The sequence below is a fragment of the Streptomyces roseus genome (assembly GCF_001044425.1).
Classification (GTDB): Bacteria; Actinomycetota; Actinomycetes; order Streptomycetales; family Streptomycetaceae; genus Streptomyces; species Streptomyces roseus.
The window spans coordinates 30,154-52,444 of record NZ_LFML01000123.1; the positions used below are offsets into that span (position 1 = coordinate 30,154).

The 22,291-nt window shown below is 73.3% G+C and carries 23 protein-coding genes and 1 pseudogene; 17 read left to right on the top strand and 7 right to left on the bottom strand.

The features are described 5' to 3' along the window. Positions 1-107 precede the first annotated feature (107 nt). Together ACS04_RS27370 and ddaH are read left to right on the top strand one after the other, a co-directional pair. Positions 108-557 carry a hypothetical protein gene (locus ACS04_RS27370; protein ID WP_158977546.1) on the top strand — a complete coding sequence of 150 codons (450 nt, stop codon included), beginning with the start codon at positions 108-110 and terminating at the stop codon, positions 555-557. Between the two features lie 201 nt (positions 558-758). Then, positions 759-1,591 (top strand): annotated as a pseudogene (gene ddaH / locus ACS04_RS27375) (dimethylargininase). An 82-nt stretch (positions 1,592-1,673) separates the two neighbouring features. On the opposite strand, the gene ACS04_RS27380 reads toward ddaH, so the two are convergent. Then, positions 1,674-2,174 carry a hypothetical protein gene (locus ACS04_RS27380; RefSeq protein ID WP_048479464.1) on the bottom strand — a complete coding sequence of 167 codons (501 nt, stop codon included), beginning with the start codon at positions 2,172-2,174 and terminating at the stop codon, positions 1,674-1,676. A gap of 169 nt (positions 2,175-2,343) precedes the next feature. Continuing rightward, a complete protein-coding gene (locus ACS04_RS27385) occupies positions 2,344-2,664 on the bottom strand; it encodes a hypothetical protein (RefSeq protein ID WP_048479465.1) in 321 nt (106 codons plus the stop codon). 556 nt (positions 2,665-3,220) lie between these two features. Between ACS04_RS27385 and ACS04_RS27390 the strand changes: the two genes are divergently transcribed. Both ACS04_RS27390 and ACS04_RS27395 read left to right on the top strand, forming a co-directional pair. Further along, on the top strand, positions 3,221-4,333 hold the full coding sequence (locus ACS04_RS27390; RefSeq protein ID WP_048479466.1) for an alpha/beta hydrolase: 1,113 nt from the start codon (positions 3,221-3,223) through the stop codon (positions 4,331-4,333). 246 nt (positions 4,334-4,579) lie between these two features. Then, positions 4,580-5,272, top strand: a complete 693-nt coding sequence (locus ACS04_RS27395) for an RraA family protein (protein ID WP_048479467.1) — start codon at positions 4,580-4,582, stop codon at positions 5,270-5,272. Positions 5,273-5,297: 25 nt separating this feature from the next. On the opposite strand, the gene ACS04_RS27400 is transcribed toward ACS04_RS27395, so the two are convergent. Further along, a complete protein-coding gene (locus tag ACS04_RS27400) occupies positions 5,298-6,881 on the bottom strand; it encodes an alpha/beta hydrolase (protein WP_078865382.1) in 1,584 nt (527 codons plus the stop codon). 271 nt (positions 6,882-7,152) lie between these two features. Between ACS04_RS27400 and ACS04_RS27405 the strand changes: the two genes are divergently transcribed. Further along, the gene (locus ACS04_RS27405; RefSeq protein WP_048479468.1) at positions 7,153-8,994 is read left to right on the top strand and encodes a hypothetical protein; all 1,842 of its coding nucleotides are present in this window, start codon (positions 7,153-7,155) and stop codon (positions 8,992-8,994) included. 96 nt (positions 8,995-9,090) lie between these two features. Next, positions 9,091-10,788, top strand: a complete 1,698-nt coding sequence (locus tag ACS04_RS27410; RefSeq protein WP_245236561.1) for an AMP-binding protein — start codon at positions 9,091-9,093, stop codon at positions 10,786-10,788. 24 nt (positions 10,789-10,812) lie between these two features. On the opposite strand, the gene ACS04_RS27415 is transcribed toward ACS04_RS27410, so the two are convergent. Then, entirely contained in the window at positions 10,813-11,139 is a 327-nt protein-coding gene (locus ACS04_RS27415) for a putative quinol monooxygenase (protein WP_048479499.1), read from the bottom strand. Positions 11,140-11,347: 208 nt separating this feature from the next. On the opposite strand from ACS04_RS27415, the gene ACS04_RS27420 reads away from it, so the two are divergent. After that, positions 11,348-12,040, top strand: coding sequence for a hemerythrin domain-containing protein (locus ACS04_RS27420; protein ID WP_158977550.1), 693 nt, complete (start codon positions 11,348-11,350; stop codon positions 12,038-12,040). Between the two features lie 9 nt (positions 12,041-12,049). Here ACS04_RS27420 and cynR read toward each other — a convergent pair whose 3' ends face one another. Then, positions 12,050-12,937: a transcriptional regulator CynR gene (gene cynR / locus ACS04_RS27425; RefSeq protein WP_048479471.1), complete on the bottom strand. Its 888-nt coding sequence runs from the start codon at positions 12,935-12,937 to the stop codon at positions 12,050-12,052. 123 nt (positions 12,938-13,060) lie between these two features. Here cynR and ACS04_RS27430 point away from each other — a divergent pair, with 123 nt between their 5' ends. Both ACS04_RS27430 and cynS read left to right on the top strand, forming a co-directional pair. Further along, positions 13,061-13,642: a carbonic anhydrase gene (locus tag ACS04_RS27430; protein WP_048479500.1), complete on the top strand. Its 582-nt coding sequence runs from the start codon at positions 13,061-13,063 to the stop codon at positions 13,640-13,642. A 49-nt stretch (positions 13,643-13,691) separates the two neighbouring features. Beyond that, complete coding sequence (gene cynS, locus ACS04_RS27435; RefSeq protein WP_063839316.1) at positions 13,692-14,162, top strand: cyanase; 471 nt, start codon at positions 13,692-13,694, stop codon at positions 14,160-14,162. Between the two features lie 46 nt (positions 14,163-14,208). Here the strand turns inward: cynS and ACS04_RS39005 are convergent, their stop codons facing one another. Then, a complete protein-coding gene (locus ACS04_RS39005) occupies positions 14,209-14,649 on the bottom strand; it encodes a hypothetical protein (protein ID WP_209441790.1) in 441 nt (146 codons plus the stop codon). 111 nt (positions 14,650-14,760) lie between these two features. After that, positions 14,761-15,417, bottom strand: a complete 657-nt coding sequence (locus tag ACS04_RS27445; RefSeq protein WP_048479472.1) for a hypothetical protein — start codon at positions 15,415-15,417, stop codon at positions 14,761-14,763. A 132-nt stretch (positions 15,418-15,549) separates the two neighbouring features. On the opposite strand from ACS04_RS27445, the gene ACS04_RS27450 reads away from it, so the two are divergent. The 8 genes from ACS04_RS27450 (at position 15,550) to ACS04_RS27485 (ending at position 22,252) form a co-directional block, all read left to right on the top strand. Next, positions 15,550-16,227 (top strand): response regulator transcription factor, encoded by a 678-nt coding sequence (locus tag ACS04_RS27450; protein ID WP_048479473.1) that lies wholly within the window; start codon positions 15,550-15,552, stop codon positions 16,225-16,227. Positions 16,228-16,351: 124 nt separating this feature from the next. Continuing rightward, the gene (locus ACS04_RS27455) at positions 16,352-17,725 is read left to right on the top strand and encodes a sensor histidine kinase (protein WP_048479503.1); all 1,374 of its coding nucleotides are present in this window, start codon (positions 16,352-16,354) and stop codon (positions 17,723-17,725) included. 145 nt (positions 17,726-17,870) lie between these two features. Beyond that, positions 17,871-18,098, top strand: coding sequence for a hypothetical protein (locus ACS04_RS27460; RefSeq protein ID WP_048479474.1), 228 nt, complete (start codon positions 17,871-17,873; stop codon positions 18,096-18,098). After that, positions 18,095-19,021 (top strand): sigma-70 family RNA polymerase sigma factor, encoded by a 927-nt coding sequence (locus ACS04_RS27465; protein WP_048479475.1) that lies wholly within the window; start codon positions 18,095-18,097, stop codon positions 19,019-19,021. The genes ACS04_RS27460 and ACS04_RS27465 overlap by 4 nt, the downstream gene beginning before the upstream one ends. Then, positions 19,005-19,820 carry a hypothetical protein gene (locus tag ACS04_RS27470; protein ID WP_048479476.1) on the top strand — a complete coding sequence of 272 codons (816 nt, stop codon included), beginning with the start codon at positions 19,005-19,007 and terminating at the stop codon, positions 19,818-19,820. The genes ACS04_RS27465 and ACS04_RS27470 overlap by 17 nt, the downstream gene beginning before the upstream one ends. A 112-nt stretch (positions 19,821-19,932) precedes the next feature. Then, the gene (locus tag ACS04_RS27475; RefSeq protein WP_078865388.1) at positions 19,933-20,379 is read left to right on the top strand and encodes a GntR family transcriptional regulator; all 447 of its coding nucleotides are present in this window, start codon (positions 19,933-19,935) and stop codon (positions 20,377-20,379) included. Then, entirely contained in the window at positions 20,376-21,308 is a 933-nt protein-coding gene (locus tag ACS04_RS27480; RefSeq protein WP_048479477.1) for an ABC transporter ATP-binding protein, read from the top strand. The genes ACS04_RS27475 and ACS04_RS27480 overlap by 4 nt, the downstream gene beginning before the upstream one ends. Beyond that, complete coding sequence (locus ACS04_RS27485) at positions 21,305-22,252, top strand: ABC transporter permease subunit (protein WP_048479478.1); 948 nt, start codon at positions 21,305-21,307, stop codon at positions 22,250-22,252. The genes ACS04_RS27480 and ACS04_RS27485 overlap by 4 nt, the downstream gene beginning before the upstream one ends. The last annotated feature ends 39 nt before the right edge of the window (positions 22,253-22,291 follow it).

The following is a 22,291-nucleotide window of genomic DNA, read 5'->3' on the forward strand; positions in this document are numbered from 1 at the left end:
TTAGTAACTGGAATAGAAGCCTCGGGTGCCTGTCGTTTCCTCGGCGGGCACCCGAGACATTGCTGTGGCGCAGGGCTGGTTTTTCTACGTGCCAGAGGGGATTTATTGTGCTGAACGATCCAATGGAGTACTCGAGAATCAAGGCGTGGGTGGATGAGTGGGGCGGGCGCGTCGACTATGTCGACTATGTGAAGCGCAACGGGGACCTTGGCGTTCTCGTGGCGTTTTCTCGCATCTTGTGGCCTCGCTTTGTCGAAGTGGGAAACTGCGTGTTGTGGGATCGCGCCTATGAGGAGACGAATTTCAACCTTTGGTGCGATAGCCTCTCCGGCGATGCGCGAAAGATCGAGGCGACGCTCAATCAATTGAGGGTTTGGCAGATCGTCGAATCCGGGGATGCGTTTGACGACAAGGGGGCGATGGAGTTCCTTGCGGCATGCATCGCGAAATCTTGGAAAAGTGCACTTCGTGCAGAATTCCCTGGTCGTAGTTTCGACGTCCGAATCGTGGCTTCCGAGGACGGTCCTATCGTCACTTTCTCTGTGGAATCGCAATAAATCAATTTTCTCCTTTGAGGTGAGCCGATCGACCTGAAGAGGCCCAGCAAATTGTGTCTCGGTGGGCCTCTTCCACGGTCTGACGGCAACGCCCGCGGACGATGGCTGTGCTGGATGAGCCGTCGGGGAGGTCGGCGACCCCGCCGAGTGCGGCGTCCTGTTCGCCTGGCCTGGTCCCACCGGGCCCGCCCGGGAGAGACCATGACCTCTGCCTCGACGCCCTCCGCCCGGCCGCGCGAACAGCGTCCGCGCCGGTACCTGATGTGTGGCCCCTCCCACTTCGAGGTGGTCTACGCGATCAACCCCTGGATGGACCCGCGCAAGCCGGTCGACGCCGGACTCGCCGTCCTCCAGTGGGAGCGGCTGCGCGATCTGTACCGCGAGCTCGGGCACACCGTCGAGCTGATCGAACCGGTGCCCGGCCTGCCCGACATGGTGTACGCGGCCAACGGGGCCACCGTCGTCGGAGGCCGCGTCCTCGGCGCCCGCTTCCGCAACGCCGAGCGCGTCGCCGAGGGTTCCGCATACATGGACTACTTCCGCGTGAACGGCTTCACCGAGCTGCACGACGTGCAGTAGGTCAACGAGGGCGAGGGCGACTTCCTGGCCACCGGGGGCTCCGCCCTGGCCGGACACGGCTTTCGCAGCGACGAGCGCGGCCACCAGGAGGCGCGGATGGTTTTCGGTCGGCCCGTCATCGGCCTGGAGTTGGTTGACCCGCGCCACAACCACCTCGACACGGCGCTCGCCGTGCTCGACGGCGACGGGATCATGTACCACCCGGAGGCCGTCGCCCCCGGCAGCCGCTCCCTGCTGGAGACGCCGTTCCCCGGCGCGCTGCCCGTTTCCACGCCGGACGCCGCCTTCGGGCTGAACGCCGTCAGCGATGGGTTGGGCATGGCGCTGCCCGAGGCCGCCGAGCGACTCACCGGGCAGTGGCGCGAGCGCGGCCTGCGCCCGATCGGCATCGCGTGCCCGAGCTGCTCAGGCGCTGCGGCATTGCTGAGTGCCGCACGCTGGACATCAGGCCCTGATCGCTGCGACCCGTAGCCCGCGGGTGTGCCGCATCCCGGGCAGGGCTGCGGCACACGGTGCGTGCGGAGGTGTGGATACGGCTCAGTGGAAGAGCATCGAGGCGTCACCGGCCGCCGTCGTGACCGAGCCCGGGCACAGGAAGCTGCCCGAGGTCTTGGTCGCGGTGAAGGCCTGGTTGACGTACTTGCGGGTGGCGCCGTCACGGTTCCACGTGATGTTCGTGGCCTTGTAGCGGCAGGAGACGAAGCTCATCTTGCCCGTGATGTCGATGGCGTCCGTCTTCGCGAGGCCGGCGGCGTCGTCGAAGGTGAACGCGGGGTTGTTGTTGAGGGAGGCGGTGATGCCGCCGCCGCAGGCGAGGTTGCCGCCGGGGGTGTTGATGGTGGCACGGTCGACGGTCAGCGCGCTCGGGGGGTTGGCGCCGGTGCGTGCGTTGGTCCAGGTACAGGTGTTGCCGGCGACGACGATGACGCCGTCGAGCTGTTGGTCCGCGGTGGGGCCGAGGGCGGTCGCCGACGTCGCTCCGGCGACGACCACCGCTGCTGCCAGGACGGCCGCGCCCGGCCATGTCGAGATCTTCATGCTGTCGCTCCTCTTCGCCACGTCCTCGTGGGGGTGTGGTGCGGGGCCTTGGGGGGCCTCGCCGGCGTGCGCCCGGCCCGTCGGGGGCGGTGTCCGAAACGGCCGGGGGAGAGAGCTTTCGAGACACGCCAGGAACGTCCCACAGGGACCTTGAAATGTCAGGCCCATGTCAATAAATTGGCTGGAGTTCGCCCTGGACGGAGGCGAGTACGCGCCCGGCCGCGGTCGTCCCCACGGCGGCCAGGACGAGCAGGCCCGTGACGCCGAAGGTGAACCCCTCCCCGATCCCCTGCAGCGCCGGCGCGAGCATGGGCACCAGGGCGGCCGGCCCCGTGAACAGTGCGCCGGAGAAGGCCGGGCGGGTGCGTACGTATCCGATGTACCGGGCGGTCGGCCCGCCCGGACGGATGCCGGGGACGCCCCCCCCGCCGTGTTGACCCCGATCGGGAGCGCGGAAGCGGCCGCTCCGGGCTTCGTGAAGACTCCACAACTGCCCCGAGGTCCACGGTCAGCCACCGCGTCCCCTGGGCGAGGGCGGCGAGACCCGCCCGGCCCGCCTCGCGCAGCGCCTCCGTCCGGGGCGCCATCGGGGTCAGGAGCGCGGCGAGCAACTGAGCGCCGAAGACCGGCAGAACGCCCAGGGAGAGGACCGGCCGTTGTGCCGGTCCCCTCCGGTGATCATGTCGACGAGGCCGTACGGCCGGTCGTCGCGGGGGACAGCCTGCGCGACGACGAGGCCGTACACCTGGTCATCGCGGGGGACCGCCCGCGCGGTTGCGGCCAACGCCGCCGTGGCCGCGCCCGGTAGCGGCAGGTTCTGGCCGAGCCGGAACAGCGCGAGGCGCCCGGGGTGACCGGCACCCGCCGGCGCAGGCCGGGATGGCGTAAAAGGGACGCGAGCATGTCTGCGGCTTCCTCTTCTCGTTTGCATCACGTGGAACGGATCGGGCCCCGTTGCGGTCTAGCCCTGTGCGCCCGCACAGACGGCGCGCCGACGGGCCGCAGGTCCGTGCCGACCCGGCCAGCGCAGAGAGTTTCCCTGATCCGTGAGTCTCACCAGCAGCACGCTCCTGATCCTCGTCCTCCTCGGCACGGCGCTGGCGTTCGCCGCCGCCGTGTGGTTCTGGCCGCGCCTCGGCCGCCCCGGCGGGCGGCCGGTGCTCGGCCGGGTCGGCGTCGTCCTGACGCTCCAGGTACTGGTGCTCGCCTCCGTCGGCCTCATCGCCAACCGGACCTTCCTGCTCTACGGATCGTGGGCGGACCTCACCGGGACCCACGGGTCGATGCCCTCCACGGGCCAGGACGCCGCCGGAGGCGCGGCGGTTCGCGTACTCGGCCGGCAGCCGACGGACGTGCCCGGCGGGGCGACACCCCGCATCGGCGGTGCGATCGAGAGGATCACGGTGCGGGGCGAGGGTTCCAAGGCCGTCGTCCAGGCGTACGTGTACCTGCCGCCCGAGTACTTCCAGCCCGGGAAGGAGCACACGAGGTTCCCCGCCGCCGTGGTGCTCACGGGCTTCCCGGGCATGGCCGAGAACCTGCTCAAGGGGCTGGACTACCCGAGGACGGCGTGGAGGCTCGCCAAGCAGAAGAAGATGCCGCCGATGGTCCTGGTCATGATGCAGCCCTCGGTGATACCGACCCGCAACACCCAGTGCGTCGACGTACCGGGCGGCCCGCTCAGCGAGACCTTCTTCGGTACGGACCTGCCCAAGGCGGTCTCCGGCGCCTACCGCGTCGGAACCTCGCCCTCCAACTGGGCCATCATGGGGGACTCCACCGGGGGCTACTGCGCGCTGAAGATGGCGTTGGAGCACCCGGAGCACTACGCGGCCGGGGTGGGCCTGTCGGCGGACTACAAGCCCGAGCTCGACCAGTACTCCGGTGATCTCTTCCACGGGAACAACACCGAGGAGAAACGATCGGACCTGCTGTGGAGCCTGGACAACCTGCCGCAGGGCAAGTCCTCCTTCCTGGTGACGAGCTCGAAGCAGGGCGAGCAGAACTACAAGGACACGCAGAAGTTCATCGCGAAGGTGAAGAAGCCGGCGCGCGTCTCGTCGATCACGCTCGACAGCGGCGGACACGGCTTCAACACGTGGCGCCGGGAGATCGCGCCCGCCCTGGAATGGCTCGGCGGCCGCATCGGCGCCGAATGACCTCCGGCGCGCACCGACCCCGCCCGCGAGGCCCGCGCGGACCCCGCAGGCATCACCCCGGAACAGGGACCGGCTCTCCTGGACCCGCACCTACCGCTGCCACGCCCTGCGCGCCCCGCCGGTCACGGCGGACGCCGACATCCCGTGACTTCCCGCCCCGAACTCCCGCGCCCGGGCGAGCGGGCAGGCACCATGGGGGGCGGTGGCTGACCCAAGCCGTCCGTTCGGAGAAGAAGGGGAGACGGCATGCTGAAGGCCTTCACCGACCTGTCCACGCCGCTCGTGGCCGACGCCTGCCTGCGCACCGGAGTGCCGGTGCGCGTGGCACCGGCCGGCATCCGCGCGGTGCTGCCCGGCCACCGGGTCGCGGGCCGCGCGCTGCCGGTGCGCCACTACGGCAGCGTCGACGTGTTCCTGGAGGCGTACGGATCCGCCGAGCCCGGTGACGTCCTGGTCATCGACAACGGCGGCCGCACGGACGAGGCCTGTGTCGGCGACCTCGCCGCCCTCGAAGCCGAGAGCGCCGGAGTCAGCGGCCTCGTCGTGTGGGGGCTGCACCGCGACACGCCCGAGCTGGCCGAGATCGGGCTGCCCGTCTTCAGCTACGGAAGCCACCCGCCCGGCCCGGTACGGCTCGACGACCGCGAGCCCGAGGCCCTGGTCACCGCCCGGTTCGGCCCGCACCTCGTCGGCGGCTCGGACTTCGTCTTCGGCGACGCCGACGGGGTGCTGTTCGTGCCCGCCGACCGGGTCGAGGAGGTGCTGGACACGGCGCTCGGCATCCGGGAGACCGAGCGCGAACAGGCCCGCCGGATCCGCGCGGGCGAATCGCTGCGCAGCCAGACGGCCTTCGCCGACTATCTGGTGCTGCGCGAGGCCGACCCCTCGTACACCTTCCGCCGGCACCTGCGCCGGATGGGCGGTGCCGTCGAGGAGTGACGGCGCCGCCGGGGGCCCGGCCGGGTCACCGCCCCGGCGCCGGGCACCCGGTGTCCGCGGCCGGCAGGGCGCCGTCCAGCAGGTAGCCCTCGACGTACGCGTCGACGCACGCGTTGCCGTTCTGGAACTGGCCGTGGTCGCCGCCCTCCACGGTGACCAGCCGCGACCCGGCCAGCCCCCGGTGGGCGCGTACGGCGGCCTCGTAATAGGTCGCCGGGTCGTTCTTCGAGTTCAGCATCAGCACCGGCGGCAAGCCTTCGCCGGTGACCTCTATGCGGGGGGCCTCGGAGCGCGGCCAGTTCGCGCAGACCGACGCGTACGTCAACTCCCGTGCCCCGGCCAGCGGATGGGCGCGCGTCGCCTCCGCGCTCCGCTCGACCCAGTACCGGCCGTCGCGGTTCCACGGGGTGTCCCCGCAGGTGACCGAGAAGAAGTCGGCGACGAAATCCGCGCTGATGACGTGCCGGAGCCGGTCCGCGACGGCCTTGCGCGTCTGCTCCGGCGCCTGCTCGGGACGGGCCAGGAAGCCCAGCAGCGAGGCGAGGTCACCGAACCGGTCCGCGTCGTACAGGGCGTTCGTCGCGGCCGCGTCGAGGTGGTCGGGCGTGATGACGGTCCCCTCGACGTCCAGCGGCCGGTCGTGCAGGGCGGCCCGCAGCCGTTCGTAGGAGGCCTGCGCCTCCTGCGGTGTGCGCCCCTGGTGGTACGTGGCGTCGTGGGCCGCGAGCCACGGCAGGAAGTCCTGCTCGAAGCGGCGCTGGAAGCTCATCGGCTGCCCGGTCAGGAAGGACTGCCAGTCCCCGGTGAAGTCGATGTTGCTGTCGAGGACGACCCGCTCCACGCGGCGGGGGAACTCGGTCGCGTAGTACGCCCCGAGGAAGGTGGCGTACGAGGGCCCGTAGTACGAGATCTGCGCCGCGCCGAGCAGCTCCCGGTACAGGTCCATGTCGTGCACGGCCTGATCGGTGGTGATGTACGGCAGCAGCCCGCCCGACGCGCGCCGGCAGTCCCGTACGAACTCCCGCGCGCCCTCCCAGGTCCGGCGGACGGCGGCGGCCGAGCGGTCGCGCAGGTCGCCGCCGCCGAACATGGCGTCGACCGTGTCCTGATCCGAGCAGACGACCTTCGTACTCGCGCCCACACCGCGCTGGTCGAAGGAGACGATGTCGTACGCGGCCGCCAGCTTCGGACTGTACGCGGCGAGCCCGGCCGGCCGGGGGAGCCCCGAGGCGCCGGGGCCGCCGGCCGCCATCATGAGCACGCCCCGCCGCTTCGCCGGATCCGACGCGCGGCGGCGGGAGACCGCGATCGTCAGGTCCGGCCCGGAACTGGGGTGGTACCAGTCCCGCGGTACGGACATCGAAGCGCACTCCAGCTCCGGCGCACCGGCCGCGCAGGGGTGCCAGTCGAGCTGCTGCCGTCGGTAGCGGGCGGGAACCGGGGGTGCGGAGCCGCTTGTTGCCGCGGGGCTCGCGTGGTTCGCGTGGCTCGCGTGGCCGGCGCTCGCGGGGCTCGCGGCGCTCGCGGGGACGGTGGTCAGGGCGACCGCGGCGAGCAGCCCGCAGGCCGCGGCCGCCAGTCGGCGACCCGGCTTGTTGAACACGTGCATCTTCGAACTCCCCCTGGGATCCGGTCGGTCCCTCCGATCCTCGCGCGCGGGCCCCCGCGCCCTCGATATCCCTGCCTTCCGCATCCGGGGTGGCACCAGTGCCACCCCGGACCCGTACCCTCCGGCGGGGCTTTGCCCGAAGGCGGCGAGTCCATGGCAGAACCGATACTTCAAGCCTCTGTGACGTGTATCGCACGCAGCGCTACATTGCCCACGCCCCGCCGTCGCGGCGAGGCAAGGGCCGTGCGGGGCCGGGGGAGGGGAATCGCCAATGGGGTCTGGAGTCTGGGCGAGACTGGGGAGCGCGGTCACCGCCAAGACGGCCGCCGTGGCCGTCGCGGGCGCCGTGGTGGTCTCCGGCGCGGTGGGGGCCGGGGTGTGGGCGCTCGGGCACGGCCCCCGGCCGGCGGTCGTGCAGCGCAGCGTCTCCGTGTCGGTCGCTGCGGGAGGTGAGCAGTCCGCGGTCGCCGCCTGCCGGAGCCACGAGAAGGCGCTCGGGGGCGGGTACGCCATCACCGGTACGGGCTTCGCCACGAGCAGCCTCTTCGCGGGCGACGCCTGGCTGGCGGCCGCGTACAACCCGGACCCCGCGCCCGCCACGCTCACCTCGTACGCGCTGTGCGTGAATGCGAAACCCGAGTTCCTCGGCGGCGTCGGCTGGTCCGAGCAGGCGCACGCGTTCCACGACCGGGCCAACAAGGTGACGGCCACCGGCGGCGCGCTCATTCACGACCTCACGACCGCGGGGCCGTTCGCGGAGACGGCCCGCCACGCCTCCGCATCGCCCTCCTGCCCCGGGGACTTCACCTCGCTGGGCACCGAGTTCCGGGCGGGCCGTACGCTGACGGGCCGGGGCGTCGCACCGGTCCCGCTCGACAGCCTGACCACGAAGTCGGTGTTCGCCGGCGACGCCAAGGCCGTGCCGTATGCCGCGCTCAACCCGGGGACCCGGCTCAGCTCCGGCGTCTTCCCGCTGCACTCCTCCGAGAACATCGTGCGCCAGACCCGGATCGAGGACCCGCAACCGCCGGAGGCGAACTACGCGGTGTCGCTGCGTCCGATCTGCGTCCGGCTGAAGGACGTGTCCGTGGCCACCGCGAAGGTGACGGTCGCCGCGGGCGGCACGGCGGGCGCGGCCGTGGCCTGCCCGAAGGGGAAGCTGGTGGTCGGCGGCGGCTTCCAGTTCCCCGCCGAGAACGAGCAGGGCGCCGCGGAGGCCCCGACGCGCTTCTTCGGCGACGGGTGGCTGTACGCGCCGACCGATGCCCCGGCGGCGGCCGGTGAGCCCTCGGGGGCCGAGGTGAAGGCCTGGCACGTCACCGGCAGGAACCAGCAGAAGGCCGGCCTCGACTACTTCGACTCGGTCTGGATCGAGCACAGTGACCGCGAGACGCTTACCGGCAACGGGTACTTCGACACCCACGGGCGCGGCCCGGACGACCAGGCCCTGCGCGTCGCACCCGTGCCGGACGGCCAGTCGCTGGTCGCCAGCGCGGTCTGCGCGAAGATCGACGCCAAGCCCACCGAGGCGCCCAAGGCCCCCACCCCGGCTTCCGTCGCCCGGCCGGAGCTGCCGCACGCCCTCGATCCGGGGCCCGGCGCGACGGACGGTACGGGTCCCGCGTCGCCTTCGCCCTCCTCCTCGGCCCCGACGCCCGGCGCCTCGCCGACGACCGGCCCGTCCGCCCCGCCCGGTACGACTCCCGCGCCCGGCGGCCCCGACAGCCCCGGAGCCCCGACCAAGGGCGGCCCGAGCCGGCCGGGCACCCCGTCGCAGAGCAGGCCGCCGACCCGGCAGCAGCCGCAGGCCCCGTCGGTGAGCATCCAGCAGCCGTCGAGCGGCGGCCAACTGCGGCGCGGCTGCGAGGAGTCGTTCGCCGGGTCGGCCCGGACCCGCCCGGACGACCGGCCCCTCACCGACCCGCAGTACACGAGCTGGCGGATCACCGGGCCGAACGGGCCGGTGACCCTGGGCGCGGGCGCGTCGGGCCGCTTCCTGGTCCCGCTGCTCCCCGACGGGACGTACAAGCTGGCGTTCACCGCGACCGATCCGGCGGCCGGCCTCACCGGCAGCGCGGAGATCTCCGTCAGGATCGTCGGCTGCATCCGCTAGCGGACGCCCTGGGGGCGCAGCCGGACGGTCCGGCGCCGCACACCCTTCGGGTCGACGGCGCCGCAAGGGTGGCCGGGGCCCCGGACGAAGAGGATCATGAGGGGGGCGCCGGCCCGCCGGGCCCCGCCCCGCCACCGAGTCCAGGAGGTACCTGTGTCTGCCGCGTCGAGCACAGCGTCGAGTTACGCGTCCGGGGTCTTCGAAGTACCGCTGCTGGGCGACACGATCGGCGAGAACCTGGACCGCACCGTCCGCCGCTTCCCCGGCCGCGACGCCCTCGTCGACCTCGCCGCCGGGCGCCGCTGGACGTACGCGGAGTTCGCCGCCGACGTCGACGCCCTCGCGCTCGGCCTGATGGACCTGGGCATCGCCAAGGGGGACCGGGTCGGGATCTGGGCCCCGAACCGCGCCGAGTGGACGCTGGTGCAGTACGCCACCGCCAAGATCGGAGCCATCCTCGTCACCGTCAACCCGGCGTACCGCTCGCACGAGGTGGAGTACGTGCTGCGCCAGGCCGGGATCCGGCTGCTCGTCGCGGCAGAGCGCTTCAAGTCCTCCGACTACGCCGGGATGATCGAGGAGGTGGCACCGCGCTGCCCGGACCTGGAGTTCACCGTCCTGCTGGAAGGGCCGCAGTGGTCCGACCTACTGGAGCGGGGCCGCCGCGGCGATCCGGCCGACCTCGTACGGGCGTCGGCCGAGCTGAGCCCGGACGACCCGGTGAACATCCAGTACACCTCGGGGACCACCGGCTTCCCGAAGGGAGCCACCCTCTCGCACCACAACATCCTCAACAACGGCTTCTTCGTCGGGGAGTTGTGCCATTACACCGAGCGGGACCGGGTCTGCATCCCGGTGCCCTTCTACCACTGCTTCGGCATGGTGATGGGCAACCTCGCCTGCACCAGCCACGGCGCGGCGATGGTCATCCCGGCGCAGGCCTTCGACCCGCTGGCCACCCTCGCCGCGGTCGAGGCGGAGTCCTGCACCTCCCTGTACGGGGTGCCCACCATGTTCATCGCCGAGCTCGCCGCGCCCGGCTTCGACGCGTACGACCTGTCCAGTCTGCGTACGGGGATCATGGCGGGCTCGCCCTGCCCGGTCGAGGTCATGAAGGAGGTCATCGACCGGATGGGCATGCGCGAGGTGTCCATCTGCTACGGGATGACGGAGACCTCGCCGGTGTCCACGCAGACCCGCGCCGACGACTCGGTCGAGCGCCGGGTCTCCACGGTGGGCCGCGTCGGACCGCACCTGGAGGTCAAGGTGGTCGACCCTCAGTCGGGGCGGACCGTACGGCGCGGGGAGCCGGGGGAGCTCTGCACCCGCGGCTACTCGGTGATGCTCGGCTACTGGGGCGAGCCGGAGCGCACGGCCGAGGCCGTCGACGCCGCGCGCTGGATGCACACCGGCGATCTGGCGGTGATGGACGAGCACGGCTACCTGAGCATCACCGGCCGCATCAAGGACATGGTGATCCGGGGCGGGGAGAACGTGTACCCGCGCGAGATCGAGGAGTTCCTGCACGGACATCCGGACGTCCTGGACGTGCAGGTCATCGGCGTCCCCGACACCAAGTACGGGGAGGAGCTGATGGCGTGGGTGCGGATGCGCGAGGGCGCGCCGCCGCTGACCGCGGCGGCCGTCCGCGCCTACTGCGAGGGACGGCTGGCCCACTTCAAGATCCCCCGGTACGTGCACGTCGTGGAGGAGTTCCCGATGACGGTGACCGGCAAGGTCCGCAAGGTCGAGATGCGCGAGACGGCGGCCCGCCTGCTGGGGCTGTCCTCGTAGGGGCGGGGCCGCCGGCCCGTCGGATCAGTCGCGGGGGGACAGCTCGGCCATGGCGCTCCAGCCCTGGCCGGGCACCTCGACGTTGATGATCTCCGGGGTACTGGCGATGGCGCCGGCCAGGGTCTCCATCCCGGCCTTGAAGTGGTCGGAGGCGACGTGCGCGGCGCCCGCCTCGGCGTCGGTGAAGGCCTCCAGGAGGGTGTACTTGGTGGGATCGTCCACGCTGCGCGACCAGTCGTAGAAGAGGTTCCCGGGCTCGTTGCGGGTGGCCCGGGTGAACTCGTCGACGAGCGTGAGCCAGTTGTCGCTGTGCTCCGGACGGACGTCGAACCTGACGGCGATGAAGATCATGCCGACCAGCCTGGCACCCCGGCGGGGCCCGCGCATCCCCATCGCGCCGTATGTCCGGCAGTGTCGGAAAAAGGAGCCCGCGGCCCGCCTGCGGGGGCGCAGCAGCGGCCGGATGGGGGCGGGCGCATTCCGAGCCCATGGCGCAGTGGACGGACGGCGTTCATCGAACGTTGACCAGACGCTGACGCGGGGCGCGCACAGTCTCCGTATGGACAGCGAACACGCCGCCCCCGCGAGGCCATGCGGCCCGGTGGCCGCCCATCTCACCGGCGTCCGGGTCGCCCATCGCGCGATCCTGGCCGACATCGGGCGCCTGGCCGGGCTGCTCGCCGCCCTGGCGGCGGCCGCCGAACCGGCCGCGCCCGCGCGGGCCGGGGCCATCGCCGGGTACGTGCAGCGCTTCAACGAGGCCGTGCGCGGTCACCAGCGGGAGGACCGGATCCTGTGGCCGGTCGTCCTGGACGCCGTGCCCGACGCCGCCGAGGCGGCCGCCGGCATCGTCGGCTTCGTCGCCGACCACGAGGCGCTCGACGTGCTCCAGGCCGAGTGCGACGCGGCCGCCGCCCGGTTCGCCGCCGATCCCGGCCGTCATGCGGGGAGCTTGGCCGGACTGCTCGCCGTCCAGCGGGACCTGCTGGCCGCCCACATCGAAGCCGAGGAGCAGTACGTCCTCCCGGTCATCGCCCGCCGGGTGCCCCGCGCCGCGTACGCCGCCGCGCAGGCCCGCATCCGGCAGGCCGACCGCTGCGCGGACCCGGCCTGGTCCCGTGCCTGGCTGCTGAGCCACGCCACCGAGGACGAGGCCCGGAGCCTGGTGCCCGCGGGCGGCGCGGCCCCGGTCGTCGAGGAACGGCAGCCGTGCGCGTACGCGGCCCTGGCGTCGGCGGTGTTCACGGGCTGACCGGCCGGCTCAGGGGTGCCCCCAGTGCCGGGCGAGCGAGGTGAAGGCGCGGACGGCGGCGCTCTCGTACGCGCTCTCGCGGCGCAGCAGGACCACGGTCCGCGCGGGGAGGGCGGGGGCGAGCGGGACGGGGTGCAGCGGGGCGTCGCCGCGGGTGAGGGCGTCGGGGAGCACCGTGGCCAGCCCGGTGCGGCGGACGATCTCGGTCAGGGCGCTGATGGAGTTGGCCTCGACCGCGATCCGCGGCGCGACGCGGTGCAGGCGGAACCAGGCGTCGATGTGCGCCCGCGTGGCGAAGTCCCCGCTGAGCAGGGCGAGCGGGCAGGAGGGGAGTTCGGCCACCGGCAGCGGCTCGGTGCGGCCGGCGTGCGGGTGGTCGGGGCCCACGACCAGGCCGAGGGTCTCGGTGAACAGGTCGGTGGCGGCGATGCCGGGCAGGTGCGCTCCCGGGAAGGCGATCCCGAGGTCGACGGTGTCGGCCAGCAGCCCCGACTCCAGCTGACCTTGCGTCATCTCCCTGATGTCGAGGGTGATGCCGGGGTGCCGGGCGTGGAACCGCGCGACGAGCGGGCCCAGCAGGTACGCGGTGAAGGTCGGCGTCATCGCCAGGCGCAGGGTGCCGCGCGACAGGTCGGCGACGTCGAGCACGGCCCGCTCGGCGGCGGCCAGGTCCTGGAGCGCGCGTCGCGCGTACGGGACGAAGGTCGCGCCGGCGTCGGTCAGGCGCACCGCCCGCCCCGTGCGGTCCAGCAACTGGACGCCCACGGTCCGCTCCAGCTGTTTGATCTGCTGGGACAGCGTGGGCTGCGAGACGTGGAGTTCCTCGGCGGCGCGGGTGAAGCTGCCGTGTTCGGCCACGGCCAGCAGGTAGCGGAGATGGCGCAGTTCCAGGGGCATGAGAACAAGCATAGATCGCACCAATAGCGATCATGTTTTGTACGTCTTGGACGCTATAGGCACAGGTCATGCATGGTGGATCTCGTCAGCCCGACCCGGGCCGACCCACCGAAGGGAGTGACCGTGCACGACCTCACCGAGGGCCTCTCACAGTTCCAGCAGGACGTCTTCCCGGCGAAGGCGGAGCTCTTCGCCCGCCTGGCGACCACCCACCGGCCGCGGACGCTCTTCATCGGCTGCTCCGACGCCCGCGTCGTCCCGGAACTCATCACCCAGCGGGAACCCGGCGAGCTGTTCGTGATCCGGACCGCCGGCAACCTGGTACCGGCCCACACGGGCGCGGCGGGCGCCGGTGACGGCGTCGCCGCCAGCATCGAGTACGCGGTCGCCGTCCTCGGCGTCGCCGACATCGTGGTCTGCGGGCACTCCGCCTGCGGCGCCATGACCGCGCTGGCCGCCGGACAGGACCTCGCGGAACTGCCCGCCGTCGCCCGCTGGCTGCGCCACGCGCCCCCGGCCGAAGCGGCGCGGTGCGAGCCGGGGCCCCTGATCAGGGACAACGTCGCCGCGCAGCTCGCGAACCTCGCCACCCACCCCGCGGTGGCCCGCGCCCTGGCCGCAGGGACGCTCACCCTGCACGGCTGGGTCTACGACATCCCCACCGGCGCGGTCGAGCGGATCGAACCCGCCGCCCTCGCGGCCTGACGCCGCACCACCCCCTCGCACCACGCCATCCCCCCCGAAAGGAACCACCGTGATCCACGCCCAGTTCGACCCCTCCGCCCGCCAGGCCCTGGCCGTCGCCGCCGTCGACGCCAAGATCCGCAAGGACCTCTCCTGGCAGCAGATCGCCGACGCGGCCGGCCTGTCCGTCGCCTTCGTCACCGCCGCGGTACTCGGCCAGCACCCGCTGCCCGCCGCCTCCGCCGAGGCCGTCGCCGAACTCCTCGGTCTCGACGCCGACGCGGCGCGGCTCCTGCAGACCATCCCGACCCGCGGTTCGATCCCGGGCGGCATCCCGACCGACCCGACCATCTACCGCTTCCACGAGATGCTCCAGGTGTACGGCACCACCCTCAAGGCCCTGGTCCACGAGCAGCTGGGCGACGGCATCATCAGCGCCATCAACTTCAGGCTGGACGTCAAGAAGGTCGCCGACCCCGAGGGCGGGGAGCGCGCCGTGATCACCCTGGACGGCAAGTACCTCCCGACCAAGCCGTTCTAGCCGCTCCAGCGGATGCCGAGATGTCCTGAAGGGCGCCCATCAGGACTCATCGGCTCCTCTTCCGCGCCGCCGTCCCCCGGTCCGGGGCGGCCGTCACCCTCGCCACGAGCCTGTCGCCCGCGCGGTCGACGCTGCGGTTCTGCGCGCTGACCTGGGCGCCCTCCAGGAGGAAGGTGATCTCCGCGGAGACGTCGTCGGGCGCCTGCGCACCCGCCCGCCCGCACATGGCCGTGAGGCGACGGCGCTGGCCGACCTTGTGCTCCTCGATCAGCCGACGGGCCGGATGGCCGGAATCGGTCAGGCCCGCGACCTGGCCGAACCGGGCCGAACCGGGCCGGGCTGCGTGCCGTGCCGCTCTATCGCCGGCTCGGGACGCGAAGCGGGCGCGGGCGGCGCCGGGCACCCGCAGGTGCTCGCCATGGCCCGCGCCCGTGGGGTGGGCGCCGCCGGGATCCGCCCGGCGCGGACCCTGCACCGCGGGCCGCACGTCCCGGCCATCCCCGGACCGGGTGAACCCGGGCCACCTCACCCCCGGTGTGGCCGCGGCCTGTCCGCCGGGGACCTCGCCCTCCTGGACCCGGTCGGCCGGGACGCCCGGTCAGCGGGTACCGGCCGGCCCGGACCCGACGGCGGTGTTGCCCGTGATCGCGCCGTCCGCGCCGGCCAGCGTCACGGCGTGCCGGACCCCGTCCGTACCGAGGATGACGGCCAGCCAGGCACTGCCGCCGCCCTGCTGGGCAACGGGCCGAAGCGATTCCAGCTTGCCGCCCTCCACGGCGGCGGTTGCCTTCTCCACGGCCTGGGCCGCCGACAGCGCGGGCAGCGGCGCCGGGGCGCCCTTGCCGGAGCCGCCCGCCCAGCCGCCGCCCGGACCGCGGCCCGCCGGTCCACGGCCCGCCGCCCCGCGCTCGTCCGGGAACGCGCGGTCGCCGTCGACGACCTCCGGCCCGTCGCCCTTGCGCATCATCGGGCCCGGCCGGCCCCCCATCGGCCCCTCGCCGGGGCCGTGCGCGCGGACCTTGGCGGCGAAACCGCCCCGCACGTGGTCGTGGTCGTGCTCGGCCACCGCCGCCGCGGCCGCGGCGCCGCCGATCACGACGACCGCCCCGAGGGCCACCCATCTCGTACGCCCTTGACGGGCGAGGCGGACCAGCCGGCCGCGGCGGTCCGCCGCGCCGCCGCCCGCCCCGGCCGCGGTCTTGGCCCCGCCCGGCTCGGCGGGCGGCTCGGCGGGCTGGGGACTGGACTGAGTCATCGACATGCTCCTCGTGTTCTGCGGGCACGCTGCCCGGCTGGGCAGATGGTGCGCGCCCGATGCTGAAGCCCCGCTGAAGCCGGCTGAAGACCTCTTCAGCAAGCGCAGGACGCGACCTGAGAACCTGTCCCCATGCGCGTACTGGTGGTCGAGGACGAACGGCGGCTCGCCGCCGCCCTCCAGCGGGGTCTGCGGGCCGAGGGCTTCACCGTGGACGTGGCCCACGACGGCCCGCAGGGCCTGTGGCTGGCCGGGGAGCACGACTACGACGCCATCGTGCTCGACATCATGCTGCCCGGGCTCAACGGCTACCGGGTCTGCGCACGGCTGCGCGCGAGCGGCTGCGAGTCGGGGATCCTGATGCTCACGGCCAAGGACGGCGAGTACGACGAGGCCGAGGCCCTCGACACCGGCGCGGACGACTTCCTGTCCAAGCCGTTCTCCTACGTGGTCCTCGTCGCCCGGCTGCGCGCTCTCATCCGGCGCACCGGCCGCCGCAGCCCGCAGATCATGGAGTTCGGCGATCTCGTGATCGACCCGGCCGGGCAGCGGTGCACGCGCGCCGGGACCGAAGCCCGGCTGACCTCGCGCGAGTTCGCGGTCCTCGTGTACCTGGCCCGGCGGGCCGGGGAGGTCGTTCCCAAGCGGGAGATACTGGAGCACGTCTGGGACGCGGCGTACGAGGGCGACCTCAACGTGGTCGAGGTCCATGTCAGCGCCCTGCGCCGGAAGATCGACGCGCCCTTCGGCCGGGCCGCCGTGGAGACCGTCCGCGGCGCGGGCTACCGGCTGGCGGCCGACGGTGGCTGACGGCCGCCGCGCCGTCGCCGCCGCGGCCCGTGTTCCCGGCCGCCTCGCGGCGCGGGCCGCCGCCCGGATCCGCGAGCTCGTACGGGGTCCGCGCCCGAGGTCCGCCGGCGGCCTCGCCCGGCGCCTGCGCCCCCGGTCGGTCCGGGCCCGGGCCACGCTCGGCGCCTCCGCCGTGGTGGCACTGGCGCTCGGCGCGGCGTCCTTCGCCCTGCTCGGGATCCTGGACGGCAACCTGATGCGGGACGCCCAGGCCGCCGCCGAACGTCAGGCCCTGTCCACCGCCGGGCTGGTGGCGGCGGGCCGGTTCGACACCGTCGTGACCCCCGGGCGCGGCACCGACTTCGTCCAGGTCGTCGACGCCGAGGGCCGCGTCCTGGCGGCGAGCCCCAACCTGGCCGGCCGGCCGGCCCTCTCCCCGGCGCGCCCGGGACGGCCCGGCACGGTTCGCGACACCTGGAAGGAGGGCCCGGCGCGCGGCGACCGCCGCCACCGCGTGGTCCAGGTCACCACCGTCACCGCGGACGGCCTCGTCACCGTGTACGCCGGGACCTCCCTGCGGGAGGCCGACACCGCCGACGACGCCATCACCGGCGTGCTCGCGGTCGTGGTTCCGCTGCTCGTGCTCACCGTGGCCCTGGTCACCTGGCGGGTGACCGGCTGGGCACTGCGGCCCGTCGAGGCGATCCGCGCCGAGGTCGCCGCGATCAGCGACCGCGATCTGCACCGGCGGGTGCCGGTGCCGCGCAGCCAGGACGAGATCGCCCGCCTCGCCGTCACCATGAACGCCACCCTGGACCGGTTGGAAGCCGCCGGGATCCGCCAACGCCGGTTCATCGCCGACGCCTCGCACGAGCTCCGCAGCCCGATCACCGTGCTCCGCACCCAGCTCGAAGTCGCCCAGGCCCACCCGGACCCGGCGCTGTGGGGCGAACTGGTCAGCGGGGCCCTGGAGGACACCGTACGGCTCCAGGACCTCGCCGCCGACCTGCTCCTGCTGGCGCGCCTGGACACCGGGGAGGCGCCGCCCGACACCCCCGTCGACCTGGCGGAGGTGGCCGGGGAAGCGGCCCGCTCGCGCCGCCGGGACCGCATCCCCGTCGACGTGGACATCGCTCCCGAGGCCGTCGTGCGCGGCAGCACCCTGTGGCTGTCGCGGCTCGTCACGAACCTGCTGGACAACGCCCAGCGCCACGCCGACCGGCGGGTCCGGCTCGTCCTGCGCGTCGACGGGCCCGCGCGCGCCGCCGTACTGGAGGTCCGCGACGACGGGCCGGGTATCGCGGTGGCGGACCGGGAGCGGGTCTTCGAGCGGTTCACCCGTCTCGACGACGCCCGCAGCCGCGACGAGGGGGGCAGCGGCCTCGGCCTTGCCATAGCCCGCGACATCGCCACCCGCCTGGGCGGATCCCTCACGGTCGAGGATGCGCCGGCCGGTGCCCGGCTGGTGGCCAGGATCCCCCTCGAACCTGACGCGAGCGGGGCGGACACCAGGTTCTGATTGTTCCCCGTTCTGCTCTTTTCGCACCTGTCCAACTCTGTTCACTCCATGCTTGCTTCGGCTCCTGAAGGGGGGCGTGGCAACGCCATGAGCCGCATCCCGGACAGACACCAACCAGGCGCAAAAGCAGCCAGAGGACGGCGCGATGAAGAACAACCGGATGATCGTCACCGTGGTGGCGCTCTTAGCGATCTTCGCCTTCAGTGTGGTGATGGTGGTGGCGGGACAGCCCGTCGCGGCCGTCACCGCCCTGATCCCGTCGGTCGCCCTGGGCGTGCAGCAGATCGTGCAGGCGGGCACCGGGGTGGCCGAGGGCCGCCGCGAGCGGACCGCCGCCCAGGTGCCCGACCGGGAAGAGGAGCCGCGGGGATGAACCTCCACTCGGCACCCCAGGACCTTCCCGAGGGCCGGCGCGGCAGGCCCGGCCGGCCGCTGGGCCCCATCACCGAGGGCACCGGGCCCGCGCACCGCGCCTGGCTGGAGCCGCTGCGCGACGCCATCCACGGCCGGGGAGTGACCCTGGACGAGCTCCAGACACGCACCGGCCGCGACAAGGGGCACATATCGGAACTGCTGCGGGCCGTAGGACGCTACCCGCGCTGGGTGTTCGTCCGTACGGTGCTCCTGGCGCTGGGGCGGCCCCGCCTGCCGTACGACTCGATGCGGCTGAGCTGGGTGATCGCGGCTCAGGACCTCGGCAAGCGCACCTCGTGGATCAAGGACTGCCTCCACGAGGGCGGGGCCCGCCACCGCACCGCGAACGCCTCGGCCCCGCTGGACTTCCGGGCCTTCCAGCAGATGCACCGGCCGCACTACACCCGCTACGCCTCGGCGTTCCTGCGCCGGGACGGCCTGGTCGAGAAGGCCGTCGACGACGTGTTCACGCTCCTGCTGATGCTGTGGCACGACGCGCTCGCCAGCGAGAACCCCGAGCGGTTCGCATGGCCGATGCTGCGCCGGACCGTGCTCGAACGCGCCCCGAAGGAGAACGGCCGGCCCTCCCTCGTCGAGGCCGCCTTCGACACGGTCGCCCTCGACTTCGCCCCCGACCCGGTCGGGCAGGTCGAGGAGTCCATGGCCCTGTTCCGGGCCGTCGGGGGCCTGCCGCCCGTGCAGCGCGACGTCATCGTCCTGCTCCACCTGTGCGGCCTGGAGGAGGCCCGGGCGGCGGACGAACTGGGCGTCTCCCCGGCCTCCGTACGCTCCACGGCGCGACACGCCACCCGCAATCTGCGCGCCGCCCTGTACCCGGACACGACCACCGAGGAGGAGGTCTCCGGTGACCTCGACGATTGACCAGCTGCTGGCCCGCGCCCGCCTCCACCCCGTCTCGCACGCGCCGGCCGACATCGCGGACACCGGCGGCGCACCACGGCGCGGGGCGATCGCCGGGGCGCCCGGCGCGGCGGCGTCCGGCGAACCGCGCAGGGACATGCGGGGAGCCGCCCGCGACCTGCGGGCCCTGTGCGAGACGGCCGTCACGGGCACCGCGGTCGCCGCGCTCGGGGACTTCCTCACGCACAAACTGCCCCAGCCCTCCGGGGCGCGCGTGCTGGGCTGCATCCTGCTGCTCACCGACGCCGAGGACTCCGCCCGTTTCTGGTGGCAGTACGCCGCCGGCGCCGGGGACTCGATCGCCTCGTACTGCCTCTACCTCCACCACCTCGCGCTCGGGGAGGACCACGAGGCCGTCTGGTGGCGGCGCCAGACGGCGCCGGCCGCCGCGGCACGGGCGGCGGACGCTTCGGCTCCCCCGGACGGACCGGCTCCCCCGGACGGACCGGACACGTCCACGGTGGTCTTCGACGGCGCGGAGCGCGATCTCGCCGCCGACGCGAGCCTGCCCACCACCCTGCGCGTCCTGCGGGCACTGCGCCCCGGCGGGGCCGGGGCGGGGCGCGGCACGGGCACCGTCCGGGCCGTCATGGAGTACGTCTCGGCCGCGGTCAGCTACGTCGATGACGACCTCGAACTCCCGCTGCCCGACCCGGACTTCACCGACCGCATCCGCGACCTGACCGCCGCCCTCGGCCGCCCGCCGACATCGGGTCCGAGCACCCCGCCCCGTCTCCCGCCCCGGCTGCGGACCACTTGACCGGATAGGGGCGGCCCTCCGGGTTCTCGCCGCTTCCGCCGTCCGCGATTTGACGGACCGTGATCCCTCGCCGCACTATTCCACTAACACATTAGTGGAATGAGGCAGGCGCATGATCGAGTTTCAGGTGGACCGGCACAGCGGTGTCGCCACGTACCTGCAGCTCGTCAGCCAGGTGAAACAGGCGCTGCGACTGGGCGTCCTGGAACCGGGGGACCGGCTGCCGACAGCCAGGGCCGTGGTGGAGGCCACCGCGATCAACCCCAACACGGTGCTGAAGGCCTACCGGGAGCTGGAGCGCGAGGGGCTCGTCGAACCCCGCCCGGGACAGGGCACGTTCGTCACCCGCTCGCTCTCCCGCCCCGAAGCCGCCGCCGATTCGCCGCTGCGCGCCGACCTCGTCGACTGGGTGACCCGCGCGCACGCCGCCGGGCTGGGGCGCGAGGACGTCCTCGCGCTCGTCGAGGCGGCGCTGGCGCAGGCGGCGGCGCGGCCGCCGAGACCGGCGGGGTCGGCGGGGCCCGGCACGCAACGACCGTCACGAGAGGACACCACGTGAACGACCCGACCGCCCGACCGGCGCTCCGGGCAACCGCGATAGGGCAGCGGTTCCGGGGGAACCAGGCCCTGCACGACTGCGATTTCGAAATCCCGGCGGGCCGGATCTCCGCGCTCGTCGGCCCCAACGGAGCCGGCAAGAGCACGCTGTTCCACCTCGCGACCGGCCTGCTGCGGCCCACCACCGGGGAGATACGGGTCTTCGGAGCCCTTCCCGGCTCCCGGGCCGCCCGCGCCCGAACGGCCTTCGTCAGCCAGGACAAGCCGCTCTACCCGCAGTTCACCGTCGCCGAGATGCTCTCCGTGGGGCGCAGGCTCAGCCCCCGCCACTGGGACCAGGCCAAGGCCGAACGCATCGTCGGTGAGGGCGGGATCCCGCCGAAGTCCCGGATCGGCACCCTCTCCGGAGGCAAGCGCACGCGCGTCGCACTGGCCCTGGCCCTCGGGAAACAGGCCGACCTGCTCCTGCTGGACGAGCCGCTCGCCGACCTCGACCCGCTGGTGCGCCACGAGGTGATGGGGCTGCTGATGGCCGAGGCCGCCGACCGCGGGATCACCGTCGTGATCTCCTCGCACGTCCTGCCCGAGCTGGAGAACGTCTGCGACCACGTCCTGCTCCTGCGAGACGGCCGGATCCGGCTCGCCGGTGACGCCCAGGACCTGCGCGAGGCGCACACCCGCCTGACCGGCCGCGCCGACCCCGGCACCCCGGACGGGCTGCCGCGGGGCGCGGACCGCGGCGCCGTCGTCCACGCCACCACCACCGGCCGCCAGCTGACCGCGCTCCTGCGCAACGCACCGGGCAGCCCCCTGCCCTCGGGCGTCGACGAACGCTGGATCACCGCGACGCCCTCCCTCGAAGAGCTCCTGCTCGCCCACCTGCGCTCCGGCCCCCGCAGCGCCGCACACGGGGCGGAGGCCGCGGCATGACGGGCACCCTGTGGCTCGCCTGGCGCCAGCAGCGCCTGCTCGTCCTCGCCGGAGCCCTCCTCGTGGCGGCCCTCACGGTCTGGGTCGCCCTGCGGCGCGCCGACCTGATGGAGGCCATCAGCGGCTACGACCTCTCGCAGTGCAAGGGCTGGAACGGCGAATGCCCGCCCCAGACCTACGCCGCCATGTCGCAGGCCGGCGGCGGCATCCGCCTCCTGGGCGCCATCGGCCTGGCCCTCCCGGCCGCCATCGGCATGTTCTGGGGAGCCCCGCTCATCGGCCGCGAGCTGGAGAGCGGCACCATCAAGGTCGTCCTCACCCAGGACACCGGCGTCCGCGGCTGGTTCGCAGCCCGCTTCGGCCTGGCCGCGCTCTGCGCCGTCGCCGTCTCCACCGCCGTCGCCGGACTCCTCGCCTGGTGGTGGGCGCCGATCGCCAACATGTACGACGGGGTGTACTGGCACGATCCGTACATCCTCAACGCCTCCGGCCCCTCGGCGGTCGCCGCCGCCCTGTTCGCCCTGGCCGCCGGCACCGCGATCGGCCTGCTGGTCCGCCGCACGCTGCCCGCGATGGGCGTGACCCTCGCCGCCGTCCTTGCCGTGGCCGCCGTACTGACCTTCTTCCGCCGGGACTTCGTCACCCCCGTCGACCGGATCACCCCCGGAACGCAGCCCAAGCAGCTCATCGGCAGCGCCTGGTCGGCGGGATACCGCTACCTCACGCCCGACGGGGCCCAGCACCCCCTGGAGAACTGCCTGTTCTCGGGCGAGCGGCTGCGCGCGTGCATGGACGAGCACGGCTTCACGGGCCGGGTGCACAAGGTGTACCCCAGCTCCGACTTCTGGACCTTCCAGGCGATCGACACCACGGTCTACCTGCTCCTCGCCCTGGCCCTCGTCACGCTGACCACCGTCCGGCTGCGCGGCCGCCGCCTCGGCTGAGCGCGCCCACCCGGTCCACCCCACCGCTTCTTCCCGAGG

Coding starts and splice junctions, on each gene's coding strand:
- ACS04_RS27380 (WP_048479464.1), bottom strand. CDS start 2,174: ATGAAGATCTCGACATGGCCGGGCGCGGCCGTCCTGGCAGCAGCGGTG.
- ACS04_RS27395 (WP_048479467.1), top strand. CDS start 4,580: ATGCTGAAGGCCTTCACCGACCTGTCCACGCCGCTCGTGGCCGACGCC.
- ACS04_RS27400 (WP_078865382.1), bottom strand. CDS start 6,881: ATGCACGTGTTCAACAAGCCGGGTCGCCGACTGGCGGCCGCGGCCTGC.
- ACS04_RS27405 (WP_048479468.1), top strand. CDS start 7,153: ATGGGGTCTGGAGTCTGGGCGAGACTGGGGAGCGCGGTCACCGCCAAG.
- ACS04_RS27410 (WP_245236561.1), top strand. CDS start 9,091: ATGAGGGGGGCGCCGGCCCGCCGGGCCCCGCCCCGCCACCGAGTCCAG.
- ACS04_RS27415 (WP_048479499.1), bottom strand. CDS start 11,139: ATGATCTTCATCGCCGTCAGGTTCGACGTCCGTCCGGAGCACAGCGAC.
- ACS04_RS27420 (WP_158977550.1), top strand. CDS start 11,348: ATGGACAGCGAACACGCCGCCCCCGCGAGGCCATGCGGCCCGGTGGCC.
- cynR (WP_048479471.1), bottom strand. CDS start 12,937: ATGCCCCTGGAACTGCGCCATCTCCGCTACCTGCTGGCCGTGGCCGAA.
- ACS04_RS27445 (WP_048479472.1), bottom strand. CDS start 15,417: ATGACTCAGTCCAGTCCCCAGCCCGCCGAGCCGCCCGCCGAGCCGGGC.
- ACS04_RS27450 (WP_048479473.1), top strand. CDS start 15,550: ATGCGCGTACTGGTGGTCGAGGACGAACGGCGGCTCGCCGCCGCCCTC.
- ACS04_RS27460 (WP_048479474.1), top strand. CDS start 17,871: ATGAAGAACAACCGGATGATCGTCACCGTGGTGGCGCTCTTAGCGATC.
- ACS04_RS27465 (WP_048479475.1), top strand. CDS start 18,095: ATGAACCTCCACTCGGCACCCCAGGACCTTCCCGAGGGCCGGCGCGGC.
- ACS04_RS27475 (WP_078865388.1), top strand. CDS start 19,933: ATGATCGAGTTTCAGGTGGACCGGCACAGCGGTGTCGCCACGTACCTG.
- ACS04_RS27485 (WP_048479478.1), top strand. CDS start 21,305: ATGACGGGCACCCTGTGGCTCGCCTGGCGCCAGCAGCGCCTGCTCGTC.